General features: G+C 69.1%; 23 protein-coding genes and 4 tRNA genes. 6 read left to right on the top strand and 21 right to left on the bottom strand.

What is annotated here, in order from left to right; genetic code table 11:
- Positions 1–8: 8 nt before the first annotated feature.
- Complete coding sequence (locus tag ABD151_RS19570; protein WP_343996529.1) at positions 9–542, bottom strand: hypothetical protein; 534 nt, start codon at positions 540–542, stop codon at positions 9–11.
- A 40-nt stretch (positions 543–582) separates the two neighbouring features.
- Positions 583–1620: a Calx-beta domain-containing protein gene (locus ABD151_RS19565; RefSeq protein ID WP_343996528.1), complete on the bottom strand. Its 1038-nt coding sequence runs from the start codon at positions 1618–1620 to the stop codon at positions 583–585.
- A 79-nt stretch (positions 1621–1699) separates the two neighbouring features.
- Between ABD151_RS19565 and ABD151_RS19560 the strand changes: the two genes are divergently transcribed.
- A complete protein-coding gene (locus ABD151_RS19560; RefSeq protein WP_343996527.1) occupies positions 1700–2206 on the top strand; it encodes a hypothetical protein in 507 nt (168 codons plus the stop codon).
- Between the two features lie 54 nt (positions 2207–2260).
- Here the strand turns inward: ABD151_RS19560 and ABD151_RS19555 are convergent, their stop codons facing one another.
- The 10 genes from ABD151_RS19555 to ABD151_RS19510 all read right to left on the bottom strand — a co-directional run bounded on the left by ABD151_RS19555 (position 2261) and on the right by ABD151_RS19510 (position 10766).
- On the bottom strand, positions 2261–2623 hold the full coding sequence (locus tag ABD151_RS19555) for a metal-sulfur cluster assembly factor (protein ID WP_343996526.1): 363 nt from the start codon (positions 2621–2623) through the stop codon (positions 2261–2263).
- 10 nt (positions 2624–2633) lie between these two features.
- Positions 2634–3098, bottom strand: a complete 465-nt coding sequence (gene sufU / locus ABD151_RS19550; RefSeq protein ID WP_343996524.1) for a Fe-S cluster assembly sulfur transfer protein SufU — start codon at positions 3096–3098, stop codon at positions 2634–2636.
- A gap of 5 nt (positions 3099–3103) precedes the next feature.
- A complete protein-coding gene (locus ABD151_RS19545; protein ID WP_343996523.1) occupies positions 3104–4375 on the bottom strand; it encodes a cysteine desulfurase in 1272 nt (423 codons plus the stop codon).
- A gap of 1 nt (position 4376) precedes the next feature.
- The gene (gene sufC, locus ABD151_RS19540) at positions 4377–5144 is read right to left on the bottom strand and encodes a Fe-S cluster assembly ATPase SufC (protein ID WP_343996522.1); all 768 of its coding nucleotides are present in this window, start codon (positions 5142–5144) and stop codon (positions 4377–4379) included.
- 34 nt (positions 5145–5178) lie between these two features.
- The gene (locus ABD151_RS19535; protein ID WP_343996521.1) at positions 5179–5514 is read right to left on the bottom strand and encodes a non-heme iron oxygenase ferredoxin subunit; all 336 of its coding nucleotides are present in this window, start codon (positions 5512–5514) and stop codon (positions 5179–5181) included.
- Entirely contained in the window at positions 5514–6698 is a 1185-nt protein-coding gene (gene sufD, locus ABD151_RS19530; RefSeq protein WP_343996520.1) for a Fe-S cluster assembly protein SufD, read from the bottom strand. The genes ABD151_RS19535 and sufD overlap by 1 nt, the downstream gene beginning before the upstream one ends.
- A 41-nt stretch (positions 6699–6739) precedes the next feature.
- Positions 6740–8164, bottom strand: a complete 1425-nt coding sequence (gene sufB, locus ABD151_RS19525; RefSeq protein ID WP_343996519.1) for a Fe-S cluster assembly protein SufB — start codon at positions 8162–8164, stop codon at positions 6740–6742.
- Positions 8165–8173: 9 nt separating this feature from the next.
- Positions 8174–8857, bottom strand: coding sequence for a helix-turn-helix transcriptional regulator (locus ABD151_RS19520; protein ID WP_343996518.1), 684 nt, complete (start codon positions 8855–8857; stop codon positions 8174–8176).
- 107 nt (positions 8858–8964) lie between these two features.
- A complete protein-coding gene (locus ABD151_RS19515; protein ID WP_343996517.1) occupies positions 8965–9795 on the bottom strand; it encodes an ABC transporter permease in 831 nt (276 codons plus the stop codon).
- Positions 9792–10766, bottom strand: a complete 975-nt coding sequence (locus tag ABD151_RS19510) for an ATP-binding cassette domain-containing protein (RefSeq protein WP_343996516.1) — start codon at positions 10764–10766, stop codon at positions 9792–9794. Before ABD151_RS19510 ends, ABD151_RS19515 begins: the two co-directional genes overlap by 4 nt.
- 202 nt (positions 10767–10968) lie before the next feature.
- Between ABD151_RS19510 and ABD151_RS19505 the strand changes: the two genes are divergently transcribed.
- The 3 genes from ABD151_RS19505 to ABD151_RS19495 are packed head-to-tail and all read left to right on the top strand — an operon-like array spanning position 10969 to position 13612.
- The gene (locus ABD151_RS19505) at positions 10969–11907 is read left to right on the top strand and encodes an ABC transporter ATP-binding protein (protein ID WP_343996515.1); all 939 of its coding nucleotides are present in this window, start codon (positions 10969–10971) and stop codon (positions 11905–11907) included.
- Positions 11904–12677 (top strand): ABC transporter permease, encoded by a 774-nt coding sequence (locus tag ABD151_RS19500; protein ID WP_343996514.1) that lies wholly within the window; start codon positions 11904–11906, stop codon positions 12675–12677. Before ABD151_RS19505 ends, ABD151_RS19500 begins: the two co-directional genes overlap by 4 nt.
- 8 nt (positions 12678–12685) lie before the next feature.
- Positions 12686–13612, top strand: coding sequence for a COX15/CtaA family protein (locus ABD151_RS19495; protein WP_343996513.1), 927 nt, complete (start codon positions 12686–12688; stop codon positions 13610–13612).
- A gap of 8 nt (positions 13613–13620) precedes the next feature.
- On the opposite strand, the gene ABD151_RS19490 is transcribed toward ABD151_RS19495, so the two are convergent.
- The 4 genes from ABD151_RS19490 to ABD151_RS19475 form a co-directional block, all read right to left on the bottom strand.
- A complete protein-coding gene (locus ABD151_RS19490) occupies positions 13621–13962 on the bottom strand; it encodes a helix-turn-helix domain-containing protein (protein ID WP_343996512.1) in 342 nt (113 codons plus the stop codon).
- A gap of 265 nt (positions 13963–14227) precedes the next feature.
- Positions 14228–14299 (bottom strand) — tRNA-Val (locus ABD151_RS19485).
- Between the two features lie 59 nt (positions 14300–14358).
- Positions 14359–14429, bottom strand: a tRNA-Cys gene (locus tag ABD151_RS19480).
- 22 nt (positions 14430–14451) lie between these two features.
- Positions 14452–14524, bottom strand: a tRNA-Gly gene (locus ABD151_RS19475).
- 117 nt (positions 14525–14641) lie between these two features.
- Between ABD151_RS19475 and ABD151_RS19470 the strand changes: the two genes are divergently transcribed.
- Positions 14642–15463, top strand: coding sequence for an aminotransferase class IV (locus tag ABD151_RS19470; protein WP_343996511.1), 822 nt, complete (start codon positions 14642–14644; stop codon positions 15461–15463).
- 31 nt (positions 15464–15494) lie between these two features.
- Here the strand turns inward: ABD151_RS19470 and ABD151_RS19465 are convergent, their stop codons facing one another.
- The gene (locus ABD151_RS19465) at positions 15495–15923 is read right to left on the bottom strand and encodes an SsgA family sporulation/cell division regulator (protein ID WP_343996510.1); all 429 of its coding nucleotides are present in this window, start codon (positions 15921–15923) and stop codon (positions 15495–15497) included.
- Positions 15924–16065: 142 nt separating this feature from the next.
- Between ABD151_RS19465 and ABD151_RS19460 the strand changes: the two genes are divergently transcribed.
- Positions 16066–16137, top strand: a tRNA-Val gene (locus ABD151_RS19460).
- 58 nt (positions 16138–16195) lie between these two features.
- On the opposite strand, the gene ABD151_RS19455 is transcribed toward ABD151_RS19460, so the two are convergent.
- From ABD151_RS19455 to ABD151_RS19440, 4 genes are all read right to left on the bottom strand, one after another.
- Positions 16196–16465 (bottom strand): hypothetical protein, encoded by a 270-nt coding sequence (locus tag ABD151_RS19455; protein WP_343996509.1) that lies wholly within the window; start codon positions 16463–16465, stop codon positions 16196–16198.
- A gap of 156 nt (positions 16466–16621) precedes the next feature.
- On the bottom strand, positions 16622–17731 hold the full coding sequence (locus ABD151_RS19450) for a potassium channel family protein (protein ID WP_343996508.1): 1110 nt from the start codon (positions 17729–17731) through the stop codon (positions 16622–16624).
- A 26-nt stretch (positions 17732–17757) separates the two neighbouring features.
- On the bottom strand, positions 17758–18735 hold the full coding sequence (locus ABD151_RS19445; protein ID WP_343996507.1) for a YihY/virulence factor BrkB family protein: 978 nt from the start codon (positions 18733–18735) through the stop codon (positions 17758–17760).
- A gap of 10 nt (positions 18736–18745) precedes the next feature.
- The gene (locus tag ABD151_RS19440) at positions 18746–20188 is read right to left on the bottom strand and encodes a glycine hydroxymethyltransferase (protein WP_343996506.1); all 1443 of its coding nucleotides are present in this window, start codon (positions 20186–20188) and stop codon (positions 18746–18748) included.
- Positions 20189–20415: the final 227 nt, after the last annotated feature.

Genomic DNA, 20415 nt, shown 5'->3' with positions numbered 1-20415 from the left:
GATCGGTTTCAGCTGACGTCGGCGCAGACCACCTGGAGGGTCAGCCAAGCGCCTGGTCCCGCGGCCTCGCCGTAGGCGTTGTAGCCCGTGCCGCTGGGGTTGAGGCTCACCGTCGCATGCGCGGTGAACAGCGTCATCGTGTTCCCGGCAACGTTGCGCCACGAGGTGCCATAGCCCAACGCCTTCTTCCCCAGCGGGCAGAGCACGCTGACCATCGACCAGCCGTCGGCATCCGACTCCGAGCTCTCCGCACTGACCACCTGGTGGCCGCTGATGCCCGGTGCGCCAGGCACACCCGGTGCACCCGGCGCGCCTGCTGCCCCGGCGGCGCCCCGCGGGCCGACCATCCCGCGCCGCGCGGCCGCGCTCAGGTCCGCGGTGCCGATCTGGCCGTTCTTGACGTGCTTGCTGGTGATCGCGTTCTTCGCGATCTGGCTGCCGCCGATCTTCTCGGCAGCGACCGCGGCGGTGCCGCCCAGGGCGAGTGCCAGGGCCAGGGTCGCGGTGACGTTCGCGTAGGTGCCGCGTCGGATCCGGAACATGAAGGTCTCCTTGTCGATCGTGTCGATCTCGTCGATCTCGTCAGCGCGCAGCGGTGCCGCTGCCGGTGAGCTGCCAGGTGTTGTCGTAGGTCAAGGTCGCCGGGTCGGCTGTGCCGGCGAAGGCGAACCGGGTCGCGGAGTAGCGGTTGCTGGCGGGCTGGTCGGCGGTGGCGTGGCCGTTGTAGACCAGTGCCCCACCGAACCCGCCCTGCCCGACCCGCGGCCCCGCATTGCCGGGGGTGCCCCCGCACATCACCGGCAGGTTGCCGCTCGGGCCCGAGACCGGAGCCAGGTAGATGCTGTAGTCCCAGTAGCGGGCGTCCTCGTCGTGGCCGGGGCCGGCCTTCGCCTCGTCGAGCAGCAGCTCTCCGGTGAGCTGGCCGGCGGTCAGCGTCCCCGATCCGGTGCAGGTGCCGCTGGCGGTCCAGCTGATGCTGGCGGACTGGACGACGTAGTGCAGCTCGCTGCGGCCCCACGGCGTGCCGAGGATCGGATCGTTGTGCTGGTAGGCCAGGGTGACGGTGCCGCTCCAGGCGACGTGGAGATCGTCGCTGATGGTTCCCCCGGAGTAGACCGCCACCTTGGTGTGTCCGGAGACCGGACCGCTGATCGCGTGGGGGTAGGCCAACCCGCCAGGAACGCCCGGGCCACCCCCGCCGTCGTCGTCGCGGATCGTCACGCGGACCCGGCCCGGCACCTTGGCGGTGGCGCTGCGCAGCGTCACGGTGAACGACTCGGTCGGCTCGGCGATCGCGTCGTTGACGATCCGCACCGAGAGCCGGGCACTGCGCTTGCCCTTGGCCACCACGACGGTGCCCCGGGCCGCCTTGAAGTCCTTGCCCGCGTGGGCGCTGCCGGGCTTGGTCGCCCAGGCCACCTTGAGCCGCTTGGGCGCCCGCTTGGCGAGCTTGAGCACCACCACTGCCTTGCCGGCGCGTTCGGTGACCGCCACCGACGGTGCCTTGACAGCGGGCTTGGCTGCGGAGGCCGGCGGGCTCAGCGCGACGCCCAGGGCCACGCTGCTGAGCACCAGCGTGAGGGAGAGTTGGGCTGCGCCGAGCCTGCGTGGATGCCACATGCAGCCGACGCTAGGACCGCAGCCGTCCCTGCCACGTCAGGGTCCGACCCCAATCTTTGGGACCTGTGCACCGCGACCGGTGGCTGCCCTGGATCCGACCCAGCCGACGCCTCAGGATCGGGTCGATCTCGACGGCGATCACACCGCGTGGAGCTTCCACGAGATCGCGGGCGGCGTGGTCGGCGTGGAACCGACCGGCTACGGCGACCCGACCCGCAAGGTGCTCGTCGCGCTCTCCAGGATCGGCGGCTCCGCCGCGGTGGTTCGTGACGACATCGACGCCATGGTGCGCTTCGGCGCGGCCACCGACGGCGCACTGGTCTTCGACGACGACGAGTACGACTACGTGGAGCCGCGGCACTTCCCCCGGCACCTGCGCGCCTTGGCGAGTCGGGCCTGGGTGGATCTCGACCAGCCGTTGGACGATCAGGTGGAAGATGCGTTCACCATCGGCCGGGAGATGGTGTCGGTGCATACCGGCCTCAAGGTCACCGACGCCGACATCGAGGCCGCGTCGGCGGCTCCCGGCTACCAGAGCCCGGCCCTCGGCTACGTCGAGGAGCTCGTCGCTCTCGGCGAGGACTGAGACGCCACGAGCCGCCGGATCGGTGATCCGGCGGCTCGTGATGCGTGACGTGGCTCAGACGTTGAAGCCCAGCGCGCGCAGCTGCTCGCGGCCGTCGTCGGTGATCTTGTCCGGGCCCCACGGCGGCATCCAGACCCAGTTGATGGTGACGTCCTTGACCAGGCCCTCCAAAGCGGAGTTGGTCTGGTCCTGGATGACGTCGGTCAACGGGCAGGCCGCCGAGGTGAGCGTCATGTCGAGGACGACGTTGGTCTCCTCGTCGAGGTGCACGTCGTAGACCAGGCCGAGGTCGACGACGTTGATCCCCAGCTCGGGGTCCACGACGTCCTTCATCGCCTCGGTGACGTCGTCGACCGTGGTGGTCGCGACGGCGCCGGTGGCCTCCGGGACCTCGGGTAGGTCGGTGTTGTCAGTCATCGGGTACTCCTCAGTTCGCCGAAGGGTCGGGGGTGGCCAGGGCCTGGGCGGTTGCGTCCTTCCAGGCCATCCAGGAGAGCAGTGCGCACTTCACCCGAGCCGGGAACTTCGCGACGCCGGCGAACGCGATCGCGTCCTCCAGCACCTCCTCGTCCGGCTCGACGTTGCCCTTGCCCTGCATCAGGGTCTGGAACTCCTGGTGGATCTCCATCGCCTCGTCGATGCTCTTGCCGATCACCAGATCGGTGAGCACCGAGGCCGAGGCCTGCGAGATCGAGCAGCCCACGGAGTCGTAGGAGACGTCCGCGACCTTCCCGTCCTCGAGGTGGACCCGCAGCGTGATCTCGTCACCGCAGGTCGGGTTGACGTGATGGACCTCGGCCTCGAAGTCGTCACGCAGCCCCTTGTTCAGGGGGTTCTTGTAGTGGTCGAGGATGATCTCTTGGTAGAGAGCGTCCAGATTCGCAGCAGTCATCTCAATCAGCTCAACTTGAAGTAGCTGCGGGTGTATTCCAGCGCCTCGATGAACGCGTCGATCTCCGCCGGGGTGGTGTACAGGTACGACGACATCCGGGTGGAGGCCTGGACGCCGAAGCGCTGGTGCGCCGGCTTCGCGCAGTGATGCCCGGCCCGGATCGCGACCCCGCGCGAGTCGACCACCTGCGCGATGTCGTGCGGGTGCACGCCGTCCAGCTCGAAGGAGATCGCGCCACCGCGCAGCGCGGCGTCGGCGGGGCCGAGGACCTTGATCCCCGGCACCGTGGCGAGACCCTCCAGCGCGTAGGCCGTGATCGCGTGCTCGTGACGACGCACGTTCTCCATCCCGACGTGGCCGAGGTACTCCACCGCAGCGCCCAGGCCGACGGCCTCGACGATCGGCGGGGTGCCCGCCTCGAACTTGTGCGGGATGCCCGCGTAGGTGGAACGGGCCATCGTCACCGTGGCGATCATCTCGCCACCGCCCAGGAACGGCGGAAGCTCCTCGAGCACCTCCCGGCGCCCCCACAGCACACCGATGCCGGTAGGGCCGACGACCTTGTGCCCGGTGAAGATCAGGAAGTCGGGCGCCTCGCCGGGGCCGAAGCCCTGGAGGTCGACCGGCATCTGCGGAACGGCCTGTGCGCCGTCCACCACGACCAGCGCGCCCACCTCGTGGGCCCGCTTGGCGATCGCGGCGATCGGGTTGATCGTGCCGAGCATGTTGGAGACCCAGGTCAGGGCCACCACCTTGGTGCGCTCGGTGATCAGCTCGTCGATGTTGGAGGTGTCCAGCTGCCCGTCGTCGGTCACGCCGAACCAGCGCAGGGTCGCGCCCTTGCGCTCGGTCAGCAACTGCCACGGCACGATGTTGGAGTGGTGCTCCATCTCGGTGATGACGACCTCGTCGCCCGCGCCGATCTCGTAGCGACCGCGCGCCCACGCCAAGGTGTTCGCCACCAGGTTGAGCGCCTCGGAGGCGTTCTTGGTGAAGATCACCTCGTCCCGCGACGGGGCACCGATGAACCCGGCGACCTTGTCGCGCGCGCCCTCGAACGCCTCGGTGGACTCCGCACCCAGCTGGTGCATCGCCCGCGCCACGTTGGCGTTGTGGCGTTCGAGGTGGTCGACCATCGTGTCGATGACGATCTGCGGCTTCTGCGAGGTGTTGGCGCTGTCCAGGTAGACCAGCGGCAACCCGTGCACCGTGCGCTCGAGGATCGGGAAGTCCGCCCGGATCATCTCGAGCTCAGGCAGCAGGCCCTCCAGCGTCATCTCAGGCTCCAGTGGCAGCGGCGCCGAGGTACTTCTCGTAGCCGTTCGCCTCGAGCTCGTCGGCCAGCTCCGCACCGCCGGACTCGGCGACCTTGCCGGCCACGAAGACGTGCACCTGGTCGGGCTTGATGTAGCGCAGGATCCGGGTGTAGTGGGTGATCAGCAGGACGCCCTTGCCGTCACGCTCGCTGAACCGGTTCACGCCCTCGGAGACGACCTTGAGCGCGTCGATGTCGAGGCCGGAGTCGGTCTCGTCGAGGATCGCGACCTTCGGGTCGAGCAGGTCGAGCTGGGCGATCTCGTGGCGCTTCTTCTCGCCACCGGAGAAGCCCTCGTTGACCGAGCGCTGCGAGAAGGAGGAGTCCAGGTTCATCTGGCTCAGGGCCGTGTTCACGTCCTTGACCCAGGTGCGCAGCTTCGGGGCCTCGCCGTCGATGGCCGTCTTCGCGGTGCGCAGGAAGTTCGACACCGAGACGCCGGGGACCTCGACCGGGTACTGCATGGCCAAGAAGAGTCCGGCGCGGGCGCGCTCGTCCACCGACATCTCCAGCACGTCCTCGCCGTCGAGGGTGATCGTGCCGCCGGTGACGGTGTACTTCGGGTGCCCGGCGATGGTGTAGGCCAGGGTGGACTTGCCGGAGCCGTTGGGGCCCATGATCGCGTGGGTCTCGCCGTCCTTGATGGTCAGCGTGACGCCCTTGAGGATCTCCTTGTCGCCGTCCTCGGTGCTGACGGAGACGTGCAGGTCCTTGATCTCCAGGGTTGCCATTCTTGGTTCTCTCTCTTGGTTGCGTGAGTCAGGTTCAGGAGGCGCTGACGCCGTTGAGGGTGTCGGTGACGTCGACGTAGAGCTCGTCGTCGCGCACCTCCACCGCGAAGGTGGCCACCGGCTCGGTGGCCGGAAGGCACGTGGGCTTGCCGTTGCGCAGGTCGAAGGTGGAGCCGTGCAGCCAGCACTCGATGGTGCCGTCGGCGACCTCTCCCTCCGAGAGCGGGACGGCGGCGTGCGAGCACTCGTCGCGCAGCGCGAAGTACTCGTCGCCGTCACGGGCAACGGCCACGTCGACGCCGTCGACGGTGACGCCGAGCGCCTCGTCGGAGGGCACCTCGGTGAGCGCGCAGGCCCGGACGAAGCCCATCAGATCTCCTTGAGGACGTTCTTGGCGAGCTCGGCCTCGACGGTGGCGACCAGCTGCTCCTCGATCGCCGGAACGTCGATCTTGCGGATCAGGTCGTTGAAGAAGCCGTGCACCACCAGGCGCTGCGCCTCCTTCTCGTCGATGCCGCGCGAGCGCAGGTAGAAGAGCTGGTTGTCGTCGAAGCGCGCGGTGGCCGAGGCGTGGCCGGCGCCGGCGATCTCACCGGTCTCGATCTCCAGGTTCGGGACCGAGTCGCACAGGGTGCCGTCGGTGAGGATCAGGTTGCGGTTCTCCTCGTACGTCTCGATGCCCTCGGCGACCTTGCGGATCAGCACGTTGCCGATCCAGACCGCGTGCGCACCGTCGCCCTGCAGCGCACCCTTGTAGACCACGTTGCTGGTGGTCCTGGGCGCGTTGTGGTCGACGAAGAGCCGGTGCTCGATGTGCTGGCCCTCGTCGGCGAAGTAGAGACCGAGCGCCTCGACGCCACCGCCGGGACCGGAGTACTCGGTGCTGGTGTCGGAGCGGACGACGTCGCCACCGAAGGTGACCGCCACGTGCTTGAGCTGGGCGTCACGGCCGATCCGAGCGTGCTGGCTGACCAGGTGCACCGCGTCGTCGTCCCAGTCCTGGACGGTGACGAAGGTGAGCTGGGCGCCGTCCTCGAGGACGAGCTCGATGTTCTCGGCCCAGACCGCGGAGCCTTTGTAGGCGACCACGACGGTGGCGTTGGAGAACTTGCCGGCGCGGATCAGCAGGTGGCCGGCACCGGCGGGCCCGACGCCCTGGCCGGTGATCGTGATGATCGAGGCACCCGCGACCACGGCCTCGTCGGCGATGGTCACCTCGTAGACGCTCGAGGCCGCCTCCCAGGCGCGGGCCGCGACCCGGTCGGTGGGCACGGCACCCGAGATGCCGCGGGCGGAGTCGGCCACCGGCACCGCGGTGCCGGTGACGCCCTCGGCCAGGGACACGTCGATGGTGAGGTCGGCACCGGAGAGCGGGGCGTCGTCGTGCAGGCCCCGCAGCCGCTTGAGCGGCGTGAAGCGCCAGATCTCCTCGCGCCCGGTGGGCACCGGGTGGTCGGCTACGTCGAAGGAGCCTTCCGGGTGCAGGTGGGACTCCACCTTGTCGACCTCGAGCGCGGTCGCGACGCTCTCGGCAGCGTTGTCAGTAACAGTCACTTCGTCTTCTCTGTCTTCTCTGTCTGTCCGGGCGGTGGCGATCAGCCGACCGCGCCTTCCATCTGCAGCTCGATCAGGCGGTTGAGCTCGAGGGCGTACTCCATCGGGAGCTCCTTGGCGATCGGCTCGACGAAGCCACGCACGATCATCGCCATCGCCTCGTCCTCCTCCATGCCTCGGCTCATCAGGTAGAAGAGCTGGTCGTCCGAGACCTTGGAGACCGAGGCCTCGTGACCCATCGAGACGTCGTCCTCGCGGATGTCGACGTACGGGTAGGTGTCGGAGCGGCTGATCTGGTCGACCAGCAGCGCGTCACAGAGGACGTTGGACTTCGAGCCGTGCGCGCCCTCGTTGACCTGGATCAGGCCGCGGTAGGAGGTGCGACCGCCACCGCGGGCGACCGACTTGCTCAGGATCGAGGAAGAGGTGTTCGGGGCGGCGTGCACCATCTTGGCGCCGGCGTCCTGGTGCTGGCCCTCGCCCGCGAACGCGATGGAGAGGGTCTCGCCCTTGGCGTGCTCGCCCATCAGGTAGACGGCCGGGTACTTCATGGTCACCTTGGAGCCGATGTTGCCGTCGACCCACTCCATGGTCGCGCCGGCCTCGCAGACGGCGCGCTTGGTGACCAGGTTGTACACGTTGTTCGACCAGTTCTGGATCGTCGTGTAGCGGCAGCGACCGCCCTTCTTCACGATGATCTCGACGACCGCGCTGTGCAGCGAGTCGGAGCTGTAGATCGGCGCGGTGCAGCCCTCGACGTAGTGCACGTAGGCGTCCTCGTCGACGATGATCAGGGTGCGCTCGAACTGACCCATGTTCTCGGTGTTGATCCGGAAGTAGGCCTGCAGCGGGATGTCCACGTGGACGCCCTTGGGCACGTAGATGAACGAGCCGCCGGACCAGACCGCGGTGTTCAGCGCGGAGAACTTGTTGTCACCGGTCGGGATGACGGTGCCGAAGTACTCCTGGAACAGCTCCGGCTGCTCCTTGAGCGCGGTGTCGGTGTCGAGGAAGAGCACGCCCTGCTGCTCGAGGTCCTCACGGATCGAGTGGTAGACGACCTCGGACTCGTACTGCGCCGCGACGCCGGCAACGAGGCGCTGCTTCTCCGCCTCCGGGATGCCGAGCTTGTCGTAGGTGTTCTTGATGTCCTCGGGAAGGTCTTCCCAGCTCTGCGCCTGCTTCTCGCTGGAGCGGACGAAGTACTTGATGTTGTCGAAGTCGATGCCGTCGAGGTCGGAGCCCCAGGTCGGCATCGGCTTGCGGCCGAAGAGCTTCAGGCCCTTGAGGCGCATGTCGAGCATCCACTGGGGTTCGCTCTTCTTCGCGGAGATGTCACGCACCACGGCTTCGTTGAGGCCACGCGTCGCGTCGGCACCGGCAACGTCAGCGTCGGCCCAGCCGAACTCGTAACGTCCGATGCCCTTGAGCTCGGGGTTCAGCTCTTCGATCGGGTTGACAGTCATGACTTCAACTCATCCGTTCTGCTTGTTGATGGTCTCGGGAAGTGCGGGGATGCTGGTGGTGCAGACGCCATCGCCGTGGGCGATGGTGGCCAGGCGTTGGACGTGCCGGCCGAGCACCCGGCCGATCGCCTCCGTCTCGGCCTCGCACAGCTGAGGGAACTCAGCCGCCACGTGCGAGACCGGGCAGTGCTGCTGGCAGAGCTGGTCGGCCATCGGCAGCTGCCGCACGCCGGCGGTGTAGCCACCGGCGGTGAGCACGTCGGCCAGCACCTGAGCCGGGCTCAGGTCGGGGCGCTTCGCGGCGAGCTCGGCGAAGCCGGTCTCCAGGAAGGCGACCCGGCGCCGGGCGAACGCGACGACGGCCTCCTCCCCCTGCGTCTCGGCGAGGAAGCGGAGCACGTCGGCGGCCAGCGTGTCGTACTGGTGCTCGAGGGTCTCGCGACCGGTCTCGGTGAGCGCGAAGACCCGGGCCGGCCGTCCGCGACGACGCGAGCCGTAGACCCGCTCCTCGCGGGACTCGACGACGCCCTCCTCCAGGAGGTGGTCGAGGTGACGGCGGACGGCGGCCGGGGTGAGCTCCAGCAGATCGGCCAGTGCAGCGGCCGTGGACGGGCCGCTCTCGAGGATGGCCTGCACGACCCGAGCACGGGTAGGAGCGTCCCCTTCCGGGGGCGCAACGCTCGCTCGGGCCATTTCCACAACATCAGTGTGACGTTATTGGTCGGCCGCCTTCAAGGAAGGGTGACCTAAGCCCGAGCGTGACCAGGAAGCCCGCTGTGGCGAACCTCACGCCCAGCGGACTAGTCCTGGGTGCGGCGCTTGAAGCTGCGCAGCGCCAAGGGCGCGACCACGGCGGTGATCCCGACCGTCCAGAGCACGGTCATCAGCACCGGATGCTGCAGCGGCCAGGCCGCGGAGTCGGGGGCAGGCGGCGTGTTCCCCCACAGCTCCCGCATCGCCTGGACCAGGGACGAGATCGGGTTCCACTCCGCGATCGTGCGCAACCAGCTCGGCATCGGCTCGGTCGGCGCGAAGGTGTTGGCCAGGAAGGTGATCGGGAACATCGTGGTGAACATGACCCCGTTCACCGCCTCCACCGAGCGCATCGCGGAGCCGACCCAGATCCCGATCCAGATCATCGCGAAGCCCCACAGCAGCACCAGCGCGTAGCCGAGCACCGCGTCGAGGACGCTGCCCCGGATCCGCCAGCCGATGAAGAGGCCGGTGATCGACATCACCACGATGCCGATGCTGGAGTGCAGCATGCTGGACAGGCTGCGCCCGACCAGGACCGACGCCGGCGGGATCGGCAGCGAGCGCATCCTGTCGACCACGCCCTTGTCGATGTCGGCGGTGAGCCCGACGGCGACGATGAACGAGGCGAAGGCGATGGTCTGGCCCATGATCCCGGGCAGCAGCCACTCGCGGTAGCCGGCCGGGGACGCGGCGTCGATCGAGGCACCGAAGACGTAGGCGAAGAGCAGCACGAACATCACCGGCTGGATGGTGACGTCCATCAGCATCTCCGGCATCCGCCGGATGTGGATCAGGTTTCGCCGCATGATCGTCAGGGAGGCACGGGCCAGCCCGGCGGGACGGATCTCCGGGCGGGCAAGGGTGGGGGCGCTCATGCGCTGATCTCCTCGTCTTCGGGGGCGGCCTGCTCGGCGCGGTGCCCGGTGAGGTGCAGGAAGACGTCATCGAGGCTCGGCCGCTTGAGGCCGAGGTCGTCGAGCTCGATGCCGGTGTCGTCGAAGGCGTTGGCCACCTTCGTCATGTCGCCCAGCCCGCTGGCCGGTGCGGTCAGCTGGCGGGCGGCGGTGTCCACGTGCGCCTCGCCGGTCACGCCACGCAGCAGGGCCTCGGCGCGGGGCAGGTCCTCGGCGTTGGAGACGGTGACCACCACCGCCGCGCGGCCGGAGGCGTCCTTGAGCTCGAGCGCCGTGCCCTCGGCGATCACCGAGCCCTTGTCGATCACCACGATCCGGTCGGCGAGCTGGTCGGCCTCCTCGAGGTACTGCGTGGTCAGCAGCAGCGTGGTGCCGTCGTCGACGAGCTCGCGCAGCACGTCCCACAGCTCGACCCGGCTGCGCGGGTCGAGACCGGTGGTCGGCTCGTCGAGGAAGAGCACCGGCGGGGTGGCGATCAGGCTGACCGCGAGGTCGAGCCGGCGCCGCATGCCGCCGGAGTACTGCTTGACCACCCGGTTGCCGGCGTCGGTCAGCGAGAAGCGCTCGAGGAGGTCGTCGCTGGCGCGCCGGATGTAGGAGCCCGGCAGCCCGTAGAGGGCGCCGATCAGGCGCAGGTTCTCCCGACCGGTGAGCAGCTCGTCCACGGTCGCCGCCTGGCCGGTGAGGCCCATGCTGCGGCGTACCCCGGCCGGGTCGGCGACGACGTCGTGCCCGGCCACGCGAGCGGTTCCCGACGTCGGCTTGGTGAGGGTGGTCATCATCCGGACGGTGGTGGTCTTGCCGGCACCGTTGGGGCCGAGCAGCCCCAGCACCGTGCCGGCCGGGACGGAGAAGCTGACGCCGTCCACGGCCACCGTGTCTCCGAATCGCTTGACCAGGTTGTCGGCGAGGATCGCGGGCTCGAGGCTCATGGCACCAACCTAGGACCAACCGCCGACAGCGGCGACTGATTTCCGGCGCCTCGCGGCGGTGCTGGTCGGGCTCGGTGGACGACGGCGGATCTCGGCATCTGGGTGACGCATTGCGTGCTCATAGCCGAATGGACCAGCCGGAGCCCGCCAACTCATCGATCCCCGATGCCCGGGCCTGGCGAGCGCTCCCTAGACTTGACCGGTGCCTGCGACCGATCCTGCCGTGCTCATCGACGGTCTGACGATGAAGTACGGCGACAAGATCGCCGTCGACGACCTCTCCCTGAGCGTCGAGCGCGGCACGATCACCGCGGTGCTCGGCCCCAACGGCGCTGGCAAGACCACCACGCTGGAGACCTGCGAGGGCTACCGGCGACCTCAGGGCGGGCGGGTCCGGGTGCTCGGCCTCGATCCCTACGCCGAGCGCAAGGACCTGCTGCCGAGGATCGGCGTGATGCTCCAGGACGGCGGCGCCTGGTCCGGGGTGCGCGCCGTCGAGATGCTGCGGCACATCGCCGCCCTGCATGCGAACCCGCTGCCGGTCGACCTGCTGGTCGAGCGGCTCGGCCTCGGCGAGTGCGGCCGGACCCCGTACCGGCGGCTCTCCGGCGGCCAGCAGCAGCGACTCGGACTGGCGATGGCGGTGGTCGGCCGTCCCGAGCTCTGCTTCGTCGACGAGCCCACCGCCGGCATGGACCCGGCCGCGCGGCGCAGCACCTGGGAGCTGCTCGAGGAGATGCGCGCCGACGGCGTCACGGTCGTGCTCACCACGCACTACATGGACGAGGCCGAGCGCCTCGCCGACCAGGTCCACATCATCGACCGCGGCTCGCTGATCGCCTCCGGGACGCCGTTCGAGCTGACCCGCTCCAGCGGTCACGCGACCATCCGCCTGGTGGTCACCGAGCCGTTCCCGCCGAGCGCTCCTGCGTCGTTGCAGCGGGCCCTGGGCGACCGGACCGAGGTCACCGAGATCAACAACCAGAGCCTGCTGATCACCGGCCCGGCCGATGCCGACACCTTGGCGAAGGTCTCCGCGTGGTGTCAGCAGCACAACGTGCTGCCGGAGTCGCTGACCCTGGGCCAGCGCACGTTGGAGGACGTCTTCTTGCAGATCACCGGACGGGAGCTGCGCGCATGAGCGGCACCTTCACCCCCGCCCCCGGGGCCGCGCCCTTCCACCGCCAGGTGCTCACCCAGGCCTCCATGGAGACCCGGCTGATCCTGCGCAACGGGGAGCACCTGCTGCTCGCGGTGGTGATCCCGATGATCGCGCTGATCGGCGGCACCCTGGCTGCCCGCCGCCTCGACCTGGACTTCGCCAACCGTCCGATCGACGTGCTGACCCCGGGCGTGCTGGCCCTGGCGGTGATGTCGACCTCCTTCACGTCGCTGGCCATCGCAACCGGCTTCGAGCGCCGCTACGGACTGCTCAAGCGACTGGGTGCCTCTCCCCTGCCCCGGACCGGGCTGCTGCTCGGCAAGGTGCTCGCCCTGCTGCTCGTGCAGGTCTTCCAGGTCGTGGTGATCGGCGTGGTCGGACTCGCACTCGGCTGGGACCCGGACCCCGGCGCGGCAGGAATCCTGTACGCCGTGCTGGCCGCGCTGCTGGGCACCTGCGCCTTCGCCGGCCTCGGGCTCACCATCGCCGGCACGCTCCGGGCCGAGGCGACGCTGGCGGGTGCCAACCTGATCTACCTGTTGCTGTTGGCCGGCGGCGCCGTCGTCATGCCACGCGACAGCTACGGGTCGGCGGAGCCGCTGCTGCAGGTGCTGCCCTCGGCAGCGCTCGGCGATGCGCTGCGCGCGGCCTTCCTCGACGGTTCACTGGACGGCGGCGCGCTCGTCGTCCTCGCCCTCTGGGCGGCGGGCGGTGCCTTGCTGGCCGGCCGGTTCTTCAAGTGGGAGTAGACAACGCCATGGATCTCAAGCAGCGCCTCGCCTCCTGGCTGTGGCCCCTCGCCGTCGCGAACCTGCTCGCGAACATCGGCATCGTGGTCACCGGCGCCGCGGTCCGGCTGACCGGATCCGGCCTCGGCTGCCCGACCTGGCCCAAGTGCACCGACGAGTCGTACACGACGCATCCCTCGATGGGCATCCACGGGGCGATCGAGTTCGGCAACCGGATGCTCACCTTCGTGCTGGCCGCGGTCGCGATCGCCTGCTTCTTCGCGGCCCTGTGGGCCAAGGACCGCATCTCCACCCGGTACTCGCTGATCGTCGCGCTCGGCATCCCGCTGCAGGCCGTGATCGGCGGGATCACCGTGCTCACCGACCTCAACCCGTGGGTGGTCTCACTGCACTTCCTGGCCTCGATGCTGATGGTGATGCTCTGCCTGGCGATGCTCGACCATCTGCGCAGCCCCACGCGTTCGGCAGCGCCGGCCCCGATGCGGCTCACCGCCCTGGCGATCATGGTGGTCGGCTGGGTGACGCTCTACCTGGGCACGATCGTCACCGGTGCCGGACCCCACGCCGGTGACGAGGAGGCCAAGCGCAACGGCATCGACCCCGCGCTGATCTCGCAGATCCACGCCGCGTCGGTGTACGTCCTGGTGGCCCTGACCGTGCTGCTGCTGGTGCTGGCCGCCCGCGCGAAGAACCGCTGGCTCACCGTGGTGACGGCGGCGCTGCTGGGCCTGGAGCTGCTGCAGGGCGTGATCGGCTGGAGCCAGTACGTGTTGGACCTTCCGGTGCTGCTGGTCGCCCTGCACATGCTGGGCGCCGGTCTGTTGGCGGCAGGGTTCGCCCGGATCTTCCTCGCTGTTCGCCCGCACACCGCGACGCACAGCCACCACGGCCGGCTGTTGGCCTGGACCAGCGGTCAGGACTCCCCCACCACCTGAGGCCCTCGTCAGGGGCCCTCCGCAGCGCTGTCAGCGCCCGGTGCGCCCTCGGTGGACCCGGCGTCCGCCTCGGCCGCGTCCGCGGCCTGCTCCGCCTCCGCGCCATCGCGGAGGTCGCTGTACGGATCGATCGCCCCGCACTTGACGCACAGCAGCTCGTCCGAGGTGCAGCCCAGGATCATCGCCAGACGGACCACATCGCGCAGCTGAGGCGTCCCGCGACCCATCTCGAGGTACCGGAGCCATTCCGGGCTGTGGCCCATCGTGATGGCCACCGCATGGCGCGACAGGCCCAACGCCTCGCGCCGTTGCTGAACGTGGTTCCCGAGTACCTGGTTCAGATTGAGCATGCGCCAAGGGTGCATGCTCGACCGCGCCACGTCAGGGTCCGACCGGAGACTGCCGCATCTTTTCTGCTGTTTTTGTCACCTGCGTGAGTACGTTCGACAACGAGCCCGTCGGTACTTGTCATCCCCAAAAGAGGGTAGGCGAACCTGAACGATGGTCAGGCCGTAGCCCGTCGAGGCCCTCCGGGACCGTGTTCGCGACCGGCCTTCGACTCGACCCATGGAAATGACGAAAGCCGGATCTTCGCAGATCCGGCTCTCGTTCTTGTGGGCGATACTGGGTTTGAACCAGTGACCTCTTCCGTGTCAGGGAAGCGCGCTACCGCTGCGCCAATCGCCCGTGCTATTTAGTTGTCGTGCTCTGGAGGGTTGTCCAGATTACTGCATTTTCTTGCTTCGAGGTGGGTACGGGATTTGAACCCGTGTACACGGATTTGCAGTCCGTTGCCTCGCCTCTCGGCCAACCCACCGTGGAGGCGTGTAACCTCTCAGAGCGGACGACGAGGCTCGAACTCGCGACCTCAACCTTGGCAAGGTTGCGCTCTACCAACTGAGCTACGTCCGCTTGTCTTCCGTTCGGGCTTTCGCCGTACCGGGCAACGACGAGAACATTAGCCGAACCGGTTCGACGTGCAAAATCGGGGGTCCATTCCGCGTGTTTCGACCGCGCTACGGTTCATCCATGCGCGCATGGATGAACGGGGATCTGCTGTCCGACCCGACCGCTGCGGCGATCACCATCGCCGACCACGGCTTCACCGTCGGCGATGGCGTCTTCGAGGCGATCAAGGTCGTCGACGGGCAGGCCTTCGCACTGACCCGCCACCTCGACCGACTCGCGCGAAGCGCAGCCGGCCTGGGCCTGCCACCGGTCGACCTCGCCGAGGTCCGCGCCGGGGTGGACGCCGTTCTGGCCGGCCAGCCGCTCCCCCTCGGCCGGATCCGGATCACCTACACCGGCGGCCCGGCGCCGATGGGCTCGGGCAGGGTCGACGCCGCGCCGACCCTCGTCGTCGCCGTCAGCGCGATGGCGCCGTATCCGCCGACCGCGGCGACCTGCCTGGTCCCGTGGCCCCGCAACGAGCGGGGCGCGCTGGCGGGCCTCAAGACGACCTCCTACGGCGAGAACGTCGTCGCCCTCGCGCGCGCCCAGCAGGCCGGCGCCTCCGAGGCGCTCTTCGCCAACCTCGCCGGCAACCTGTGCGAGGGAACCGGGTCGAACGTCTTCTACGTGCTCGACGGCGAGCTGCGCACGCCCACCCTGGCCAGCGGATGCCTGGCCGGGGTGACCCGCGCCCTGCTGGTGGAGTGGACCGGTGCGCGCGAGATCGACGAGCCGGCCGAGGTGCTGACGGAGGCCAGCGAGGTCTTCCTCGCCTCCACCACCCGCGACGTGCAGGGCGTGCACGCCCACGACGGCCGCCTGCTCACCGCGCCGGGCCCCCTCACCCAGGAGGCTGCGCGGGCGTTCGCGGTCCGCTCAGCGGCCGACATCGACCCCTGAGCGGACCACGTGCGACGTCAGGTGCGGGCGCTCATACCGCCAGCAGCTGATCGATCAGCTCGTCGACGTCGAGGTGCGCCGACTCCTCGCCGGCCGGGACCAGCCGCAGGGTCTGGTTGACGAAGGCGGTGATGCCGCGGCTCGGGGTCTCGACCAGCAGCTCGCCGTCCGGCGAGCGGAACTCGATGCGCACCATGGCGGCACCGGTGAAGCCGACCGCCGGCCAGACCTCGACATCGCCGTCGCCGACGGGACGGGTCAGGCCGCGGAGCAGAAGATCGCGGGCGAAGGTCCACACCACCTCGCCGTACTCGGTCTGGAACGACGCGGTGACGGCGAACGGGTCGGCAGCGCTGTAGCCCAGGTCGACATCGAGGGCAGCCGCCACGCCGACGTCGACACAGTGCATGGTCACCGACTGCCGAAACGTTGCGCCGGTTCCCTCGGTGCGCTTGAACATCCTCGTCCTCCCAGATCTGTGCTGCCGCTGTGGAAGGAACGCGTTACCCGTAAGGACATGACGCGAAATGCGAAGGAAATCTGCGTCACAGGGGGTCGATTACTCACCCAGCCCCCGCATGGGCTAATGTTCCCCACGACGCGGGCGATTGGCGCAGTGGTAGCGCGCTTCGTTCACACCGAAGAGGTCACTGGTTCGAACCCAGTATCGCCCACCCGCAGAGTTCGGCCCCGACTGCTCAGGCAGCCGGGGCCGTTCGCATTTCCCACCGCTCATGCCGAGAGCCGCGCCAGGAAGTCGGCGATCACCTCATCTAGGATCTGCGCCGAGCGCTGGGGACCGGGCTCGACCCGCACCAACGTCCCGTTCTCGGTGGCGCTCAGGTGCACCTGCAGGCTCTGCTCGACCCCGCTGGGGTGTGCGGCGATCACCCGGACATGGATCAGGCTCGACGTCGCCCGCACCAGCTGGAACCGGCGTGGACGGGCCGCCAGGACCGCCGCCAGCACTTCTCGGGGCGACGCCGGGTACTCACGCTCCACGCTGCTCTTCTCCTCGCTGCGACGCCCACCTCCGGGGCCCGCAGGAGCAACCGTAGGGAGCGGTCGCCGCCCCGGAGGGCAAAAGGGACGGGAGATGACCGTACGTCCCGCCAGAATGGCCCGTTCGGACCACCCGCGGGCTGGCCGAACGTCCTGTCAGTCCTCGTCGGCGAGCGTCTCGTTGTGCGTGCCGGGACGCGGTGCCCACGGCTTCTCGCGGGACGGACGGACCACGATCAGCCGGTCCCCACGCGCGAGCAGGGTGACGACCGGGTCGAAGTAGCGGTAGACCTTCTCGTCGCGCACGACGGCGATCACCTGGTCCGGCAGCGTCTGCGGCTGCTTGCCGACCTCGCTGACCAGCAGATCGCGCTCGGCGACCTCGAGACCGGCGCCGTAGGTCATCAGGTCCTCCATCACCGAGCCCAGGGTCGGCGACAGCGAGGAGAGCCCCAGCAGGCGGCCGACGGCCTCCGAGGAGGTGACCACCGAGTCGGCGCCGCTCTGGCGCAGCAGCGGGACGTTGTCGTGCTCGCGGACCGCGGCGACGATGTAGGCCTTGGCGTTGCGCTGACGCACGGTCAGCACCGCCATCATCGTGGTGGCGTCGTGGTCGGTGGTGACGATCACCTGACTGGCGTTGTCGACGCCGGCCCGGCGCAGGACCTCGCGCCGGGTGCCGTCGCCGCCGATCACGGCCAGGCCGTCCGAGCTGGCCTCCTCGCGCGCCGTCGGGCGCGGATCGACCACCACGAACGAGTCACGGTCGATTCCGTTGCGGACCAGGGTGTCGATGGCACTGCGCCCCTTGGTGCCGTAGCCGATCACCACGACGTGGTCGTTCATGCTTCTCCTCCACCGGGCGACCCGGAACATCTCGCGGCCCTGGTTGGCGAGAACCTCCAGGGTGGTGCCGATCAACAGGACCAGGAAGCCGATGCGGGCCGGCGTGATCACGAAGGCGTTGATCAGGCGGGCACGCTCGGAGACCGGCGTGATGTCGCCGTATCCGGTCGTGCTCAGGGTGACGGTCGTGTAGTACAGCGAGTCGACGAAGTCGACCTCGTTGGTGGGGTCTCCCCCGTCGCGGTACCCGTGCCGGTCGAACCAGACCAGCAGCACGGTGCCGACCAGGATCGACAGAGCGAACAGCAGACGCCGGCCGAGCTCCCACCACGGGGACCGCTTCCGGTCCGGGAGCACGACGTCGCCGAAGGCGCTCGAACCCTCCACGCGTGGCGGAGGTGGCAGATCGCTGTTACCCACGTGCCGCAGTCTGACACGTCCGGCGTCTAGGAGTCGTCGGCACGCTCGTGTGACGTGCCACGTTCACTGCTCCTCGCCGGCAGCACCCCCGAGAGCCGGCGGATCAGCTCCCGCCGCGCGCGGGCCGTGGCGTCCTGCGGGAAGACCTGGTCGACGGCGGCATTGACCGCGGCGCCGATCAACACCGCGATGGAGACCAGGTAGAGCCACAGCAGGACGGCGATCGGCGCGGCCAGCGGCCCGAAGACCGAGCGGGAGTCGGCCGCCGTCACGGTCAGGAACCACCGCAGCACGAACGACCCGGCGATCCAGCAGAACAAGGAGAAGGTGGCGCCGGGCAGGTTGTAGCGCCACAGCGTCCGCACCGGCACCGACAGGTGGTAGAGCGTTGCCAGGAAGCAGATGCAGGTCAGCAGGACCAGCGGCCAGTAGAGATCGCCGAGGAAGGCCAGCTCGTCGGGCACCCACCGGCGCACCAGGGTCGGGCCGATCAGGATCAGCGGCAGGGTGACCGCGCCGGAGACCAGACCCAGCACGTAGAGCAGGAAGGAGAGCGCCCGGGTCTTGACGATCCCCCGGTGCCCGCCCAGCCCGTGCATGATCGTGATCGTGTCGACGAAGACGTTGAGCGCTCGCGAGCCGGACCACAGCGCCAGGATGAAGCCGAGCGAGACCACGTCGAAGCGTCCGCCGGCGAGCACCGAGTCGATGGTCGGCTCGATCACCTTGTTGACCGCACTGTCGGTCATCACCCGATGCGCGATGTTGAGCACCGAGGTGCGCAGCTCGTCGACCTGCGCGTCCGCGAAGGTGGCGCCGAGGTAGCCGATCGAGCCGGCCAGGGCGAAGACCAGGGGCGGGATCGAGAGCAGCGCGAAGAAGGCTGCCTCCGCCGCCAGCCCCGAGACCCGGTACCGGATGCAGGAGCCGACGATGGTGACCACCAGGCGCCAAAGCAAACGGCCGGTCCGAGTGATCAGACCGGCCGGTTCGCTAGCGGACATGCGCTCCAAGCTAGGCGAGCTCGAGACCCGGGTACAGCGGGTGCTTGTCGAGCATCTCGGCCGAGGCCGCGCGGGTGTTGTCGGCGACGCCGTCACCCAGCTCGTAGGAGGCCTTGGACGGGCCGCCGGCCTTGGTGGTGCCGGGCTTGGTGTTGCTGAGCACGTTCACGACCAGCTCGGCGACCTTGTCGAACTCGTCGTGGCCGAAGCCGCGGGTGGTCAGCGCCGGGGTGCCGAAGCGGATCCCGGAGGTGTACCACGCGCCGTTCGGGTCCGACGGGATCGAGTTGCGGTTGGTGACCACGCCGGCGTCCAGCAGCGCGGACTCGGCCTGGCGACCGGTCAGCCCGAAGGAGGTGACGTCGAGCAGCACGATGTGGTTGTCGGTGCCGCCGGTGACCAGGCGGGCGTCGCGCTTGAGGAAGCCCTCGGCGAGCGACTGCGCGTTGTCGGCGACCTTCTGCGCGTAGCTCTGGAACGCGGGCTGACGGGCCTCGGCCAGGGCGACGGCCTTGGCGGCCATCACGTGGCTGAGCGGACCGCCGAGGACCATCGGGCAGCCGCGGTCGACGTCGGCGGCGAACTCCTTGGTGGCCAGCACCATGCCGCCGCGCGGCCCGCGCAGCGACTTGTGCGTGGTGGTGGTGACGATGTCGGCGTGCGGCACCGGGTTCTCGTCACCGGTGAAGACCTTGCCGGCGACCAGGCCCGCGAAGTGCGCCATGTCGACCATGAGCACGGCGCCGACCTCGTCGGCGATCTCGCGCATCTTGGCGAAGTTCACCCGGCGCGGGTAGGCGGAGTAGCCGGCGACCAGGACCAGCGGCTTGAACTCCTTCGCCTTCGCACGCACGGCGTCGTAGTCGAGCAGGCCGGTCTCGGGGTCGGTGCCGTACTGCTGCTGGTGGAACATCTTGCCGGAGATGTTCGGGCGGAAGCCGTGGGTGAGGTGACCGCCGGCGTCCAGGGACATGCCCAACAGGCGCTGGTTGCCGAGCTCGGCGCGCAGCGACTCCCAGTCGGCCTCGGTCAGCTCGCTGACGTTCTTGGCGCCGAGCTTCTCCAGCGCCGGCGACTCGACCCGGTTGGCCAGGATCGACCAGTAGGCGACCAGGTTCGCGTCGATGCCCGAGTGCGGCTGGACATAGGCGTACTCGGCACCGAACAGCTCGCGCGCGTGCTCGGCAGCCAACGACTCGACCGTGTCGACGTTCTGGCAGGCCGCGTAGAAGCGGTGACCGACGGTGCCCTCGGCGTACTTGTCGCTGAACCAGGTGCCCATGGTCATCAGCACGGCGGGCGAGGCGTAGTTCTCGCTCGCGATCAACTTCAGCGACGCGCGCTGGTCGGCCAGCTCTTGGCGGGTCGCCTCCGCGATCCGCGGCTCCACCGAGGCGATCACCTCGAGGGCCTGCGAATAGGCGGAACTGGTCAGGGAGGACAGGTCGCTCATGAGGGCAAGCCTAATGGCCCGCCAGGGCGCCCCGATCCACGACCGGAGTGTGACGCGCGCCTCCCTGTAAGGTCGCCCCGCGCGGGGACGGCGGACACTACTCGACAGTACATCTCACATCGTGGACTTGCGTCTCACGTCATGAGATTTCGTCTTGTCGGTGGGGTGTCCGCCACGTGAGACTGGGTCCGTGATCAGTGCTGCAACCCATGCCTACCTCGTGGTTC

The sequence above is a fragment of the Nocardioides dubius genome, assembly GCF_039528155.1.
In the GTDB taxonomy this organism is placed as follows: Bacteria; Actinomycetota; Actinomycetes; order Propionibacteriales; family Nocardioidaceae; genus Nocardioides; species Nocardioides dubius.
This window is presented reverse-complemented; position numbering and strand designations above follow the sequence as displayed.

Bases quoted from the DNA above. Each gene is read 5' to 3' on its own strand.
- ABD151_RS19570 (WP_343996529.1), bottom strand. From the start codon at position 542: ATGTTCCGGATCCGACGCGGCACCTACGCGAACGTCACCGCGACCCTG.
- ABD151_RS19565 (WP_343996528.1), bottom strand. From the start codon at position 1,620: ATGTGGCATCCACGCAGGCTCGGCGCAGCCCAACTCTCCCTCACGCTG.
- ABD151_RS19555 (WP_343996526.1), bottom strand. From the start codon at position 2,623: ATGACTGACAACACCGACCTACCCGAGGTCCCGGAGGCCACCGGCGCC.
- sufU (WP_343996524.1), bottom strand. From the start codon at position 3,098: ATGACTGCTGCGAATCTGGACGCTCTCTACCAAGAGATCATCCTCGAC.
- ABD151_RS19545 (WP_343996523.1), bottom strand. From the start codon at position 4,375: ATGACGCTGGAGGGCCTGCTGCCTGAGCTCGAGATGATCCGGGCGGAC.
- sufC (WP_343996522.1), bottom strand. From the start codon at position 5,144: ATGGCAACCCTGGAGATCAAGGACCTGCACGTCTCCGTCAGCACCGAG.
- ABD151_RS19535 (WP_343996521.1), bottom strand. From the start codon at position 5,514: ATGGGCTTCGTCCGGGCCTGCGCGCTCACCGAGGTGCCCTCCGACGAG.
- sufB (WP_343996519.1), bottom strand. From the start codon at position 8,164: ATGACTGTCAACCCGATCGAAGAGCTGAACCCCGAGCTCAAGGGCATC.
- ABD151_RS19520 (WP_343996518.1), bottom strand. From the start codon at position 8,857: ATGGCCCGAGCGAGCGTTGCGCCCCCGGAAGGGGACGCTCCTACCCGT.
- ABD151_RS19515 (WP_343996517.1), bottom strand. From the start codon at position 9,795: ATGAGCGCCCCCACCCTTGCCCGCCCGGAGATCCGTCCCGCCGGGCTG.
- ABD151_RS19510 (WP_343996516.1), bottom strand. From the start codon at position 10,766: ATGAGCCTCGAGCCCGCGATCCTCGCCGACAACCTGGTCAAGCGATTC.
- ABD151_RS19500 (WP_343996514.1), top strand. From the start codon at position 11,904: ATGAGCGGCACCTTCACCCCCGCCCCCGGGGCCGCGCCCTTCCACCGC.
- ABD151_RS19495 (WP_343996513.1), top strand. From the start codon at position 12,686: ATGGATCTCAAGCAGCGCCTCGCCTCCTGGCTGTGGCCCCTCGCCGTC.
- ABD151_RS19490 (WP_343996512.1), bottom strand. From the start codon at position 13,962: ATGCTCAATCTGAACCAGGTACTCGGGAACCACGTTCAGCAACGGCGC.
- ABD151_RS19470 (WP_343996511.1), top strand. From the start codon at position 14,642: ATGCGCGCATGGATGAACGGGGATCTGCTGTCCGACCCGACCGCTGCG.
- ABD151_RS19465 (WP_343996510.1), bottom strand. From the start codon at position 15,923: ATGTTCAAGCGCACCGAGGGAACCGGCGCAACGTTTCGGCAGTCGGTG.
- ABD151_RS19445 (WP_343996507.1), bottom strand. From the start codon at position 18,735: ATGTCCGCTAGCGAACCGGCCGGTCTGATCACTCGGACCGGCCGTTTG.
- ABD151_RS19440 (WP_343996506.1), bottom strand. From the start codon at position 20,188: ATGAGCGACCTGTCCTCCCTGACCAGTTCCGCCTATTCGCAGGCCCTC.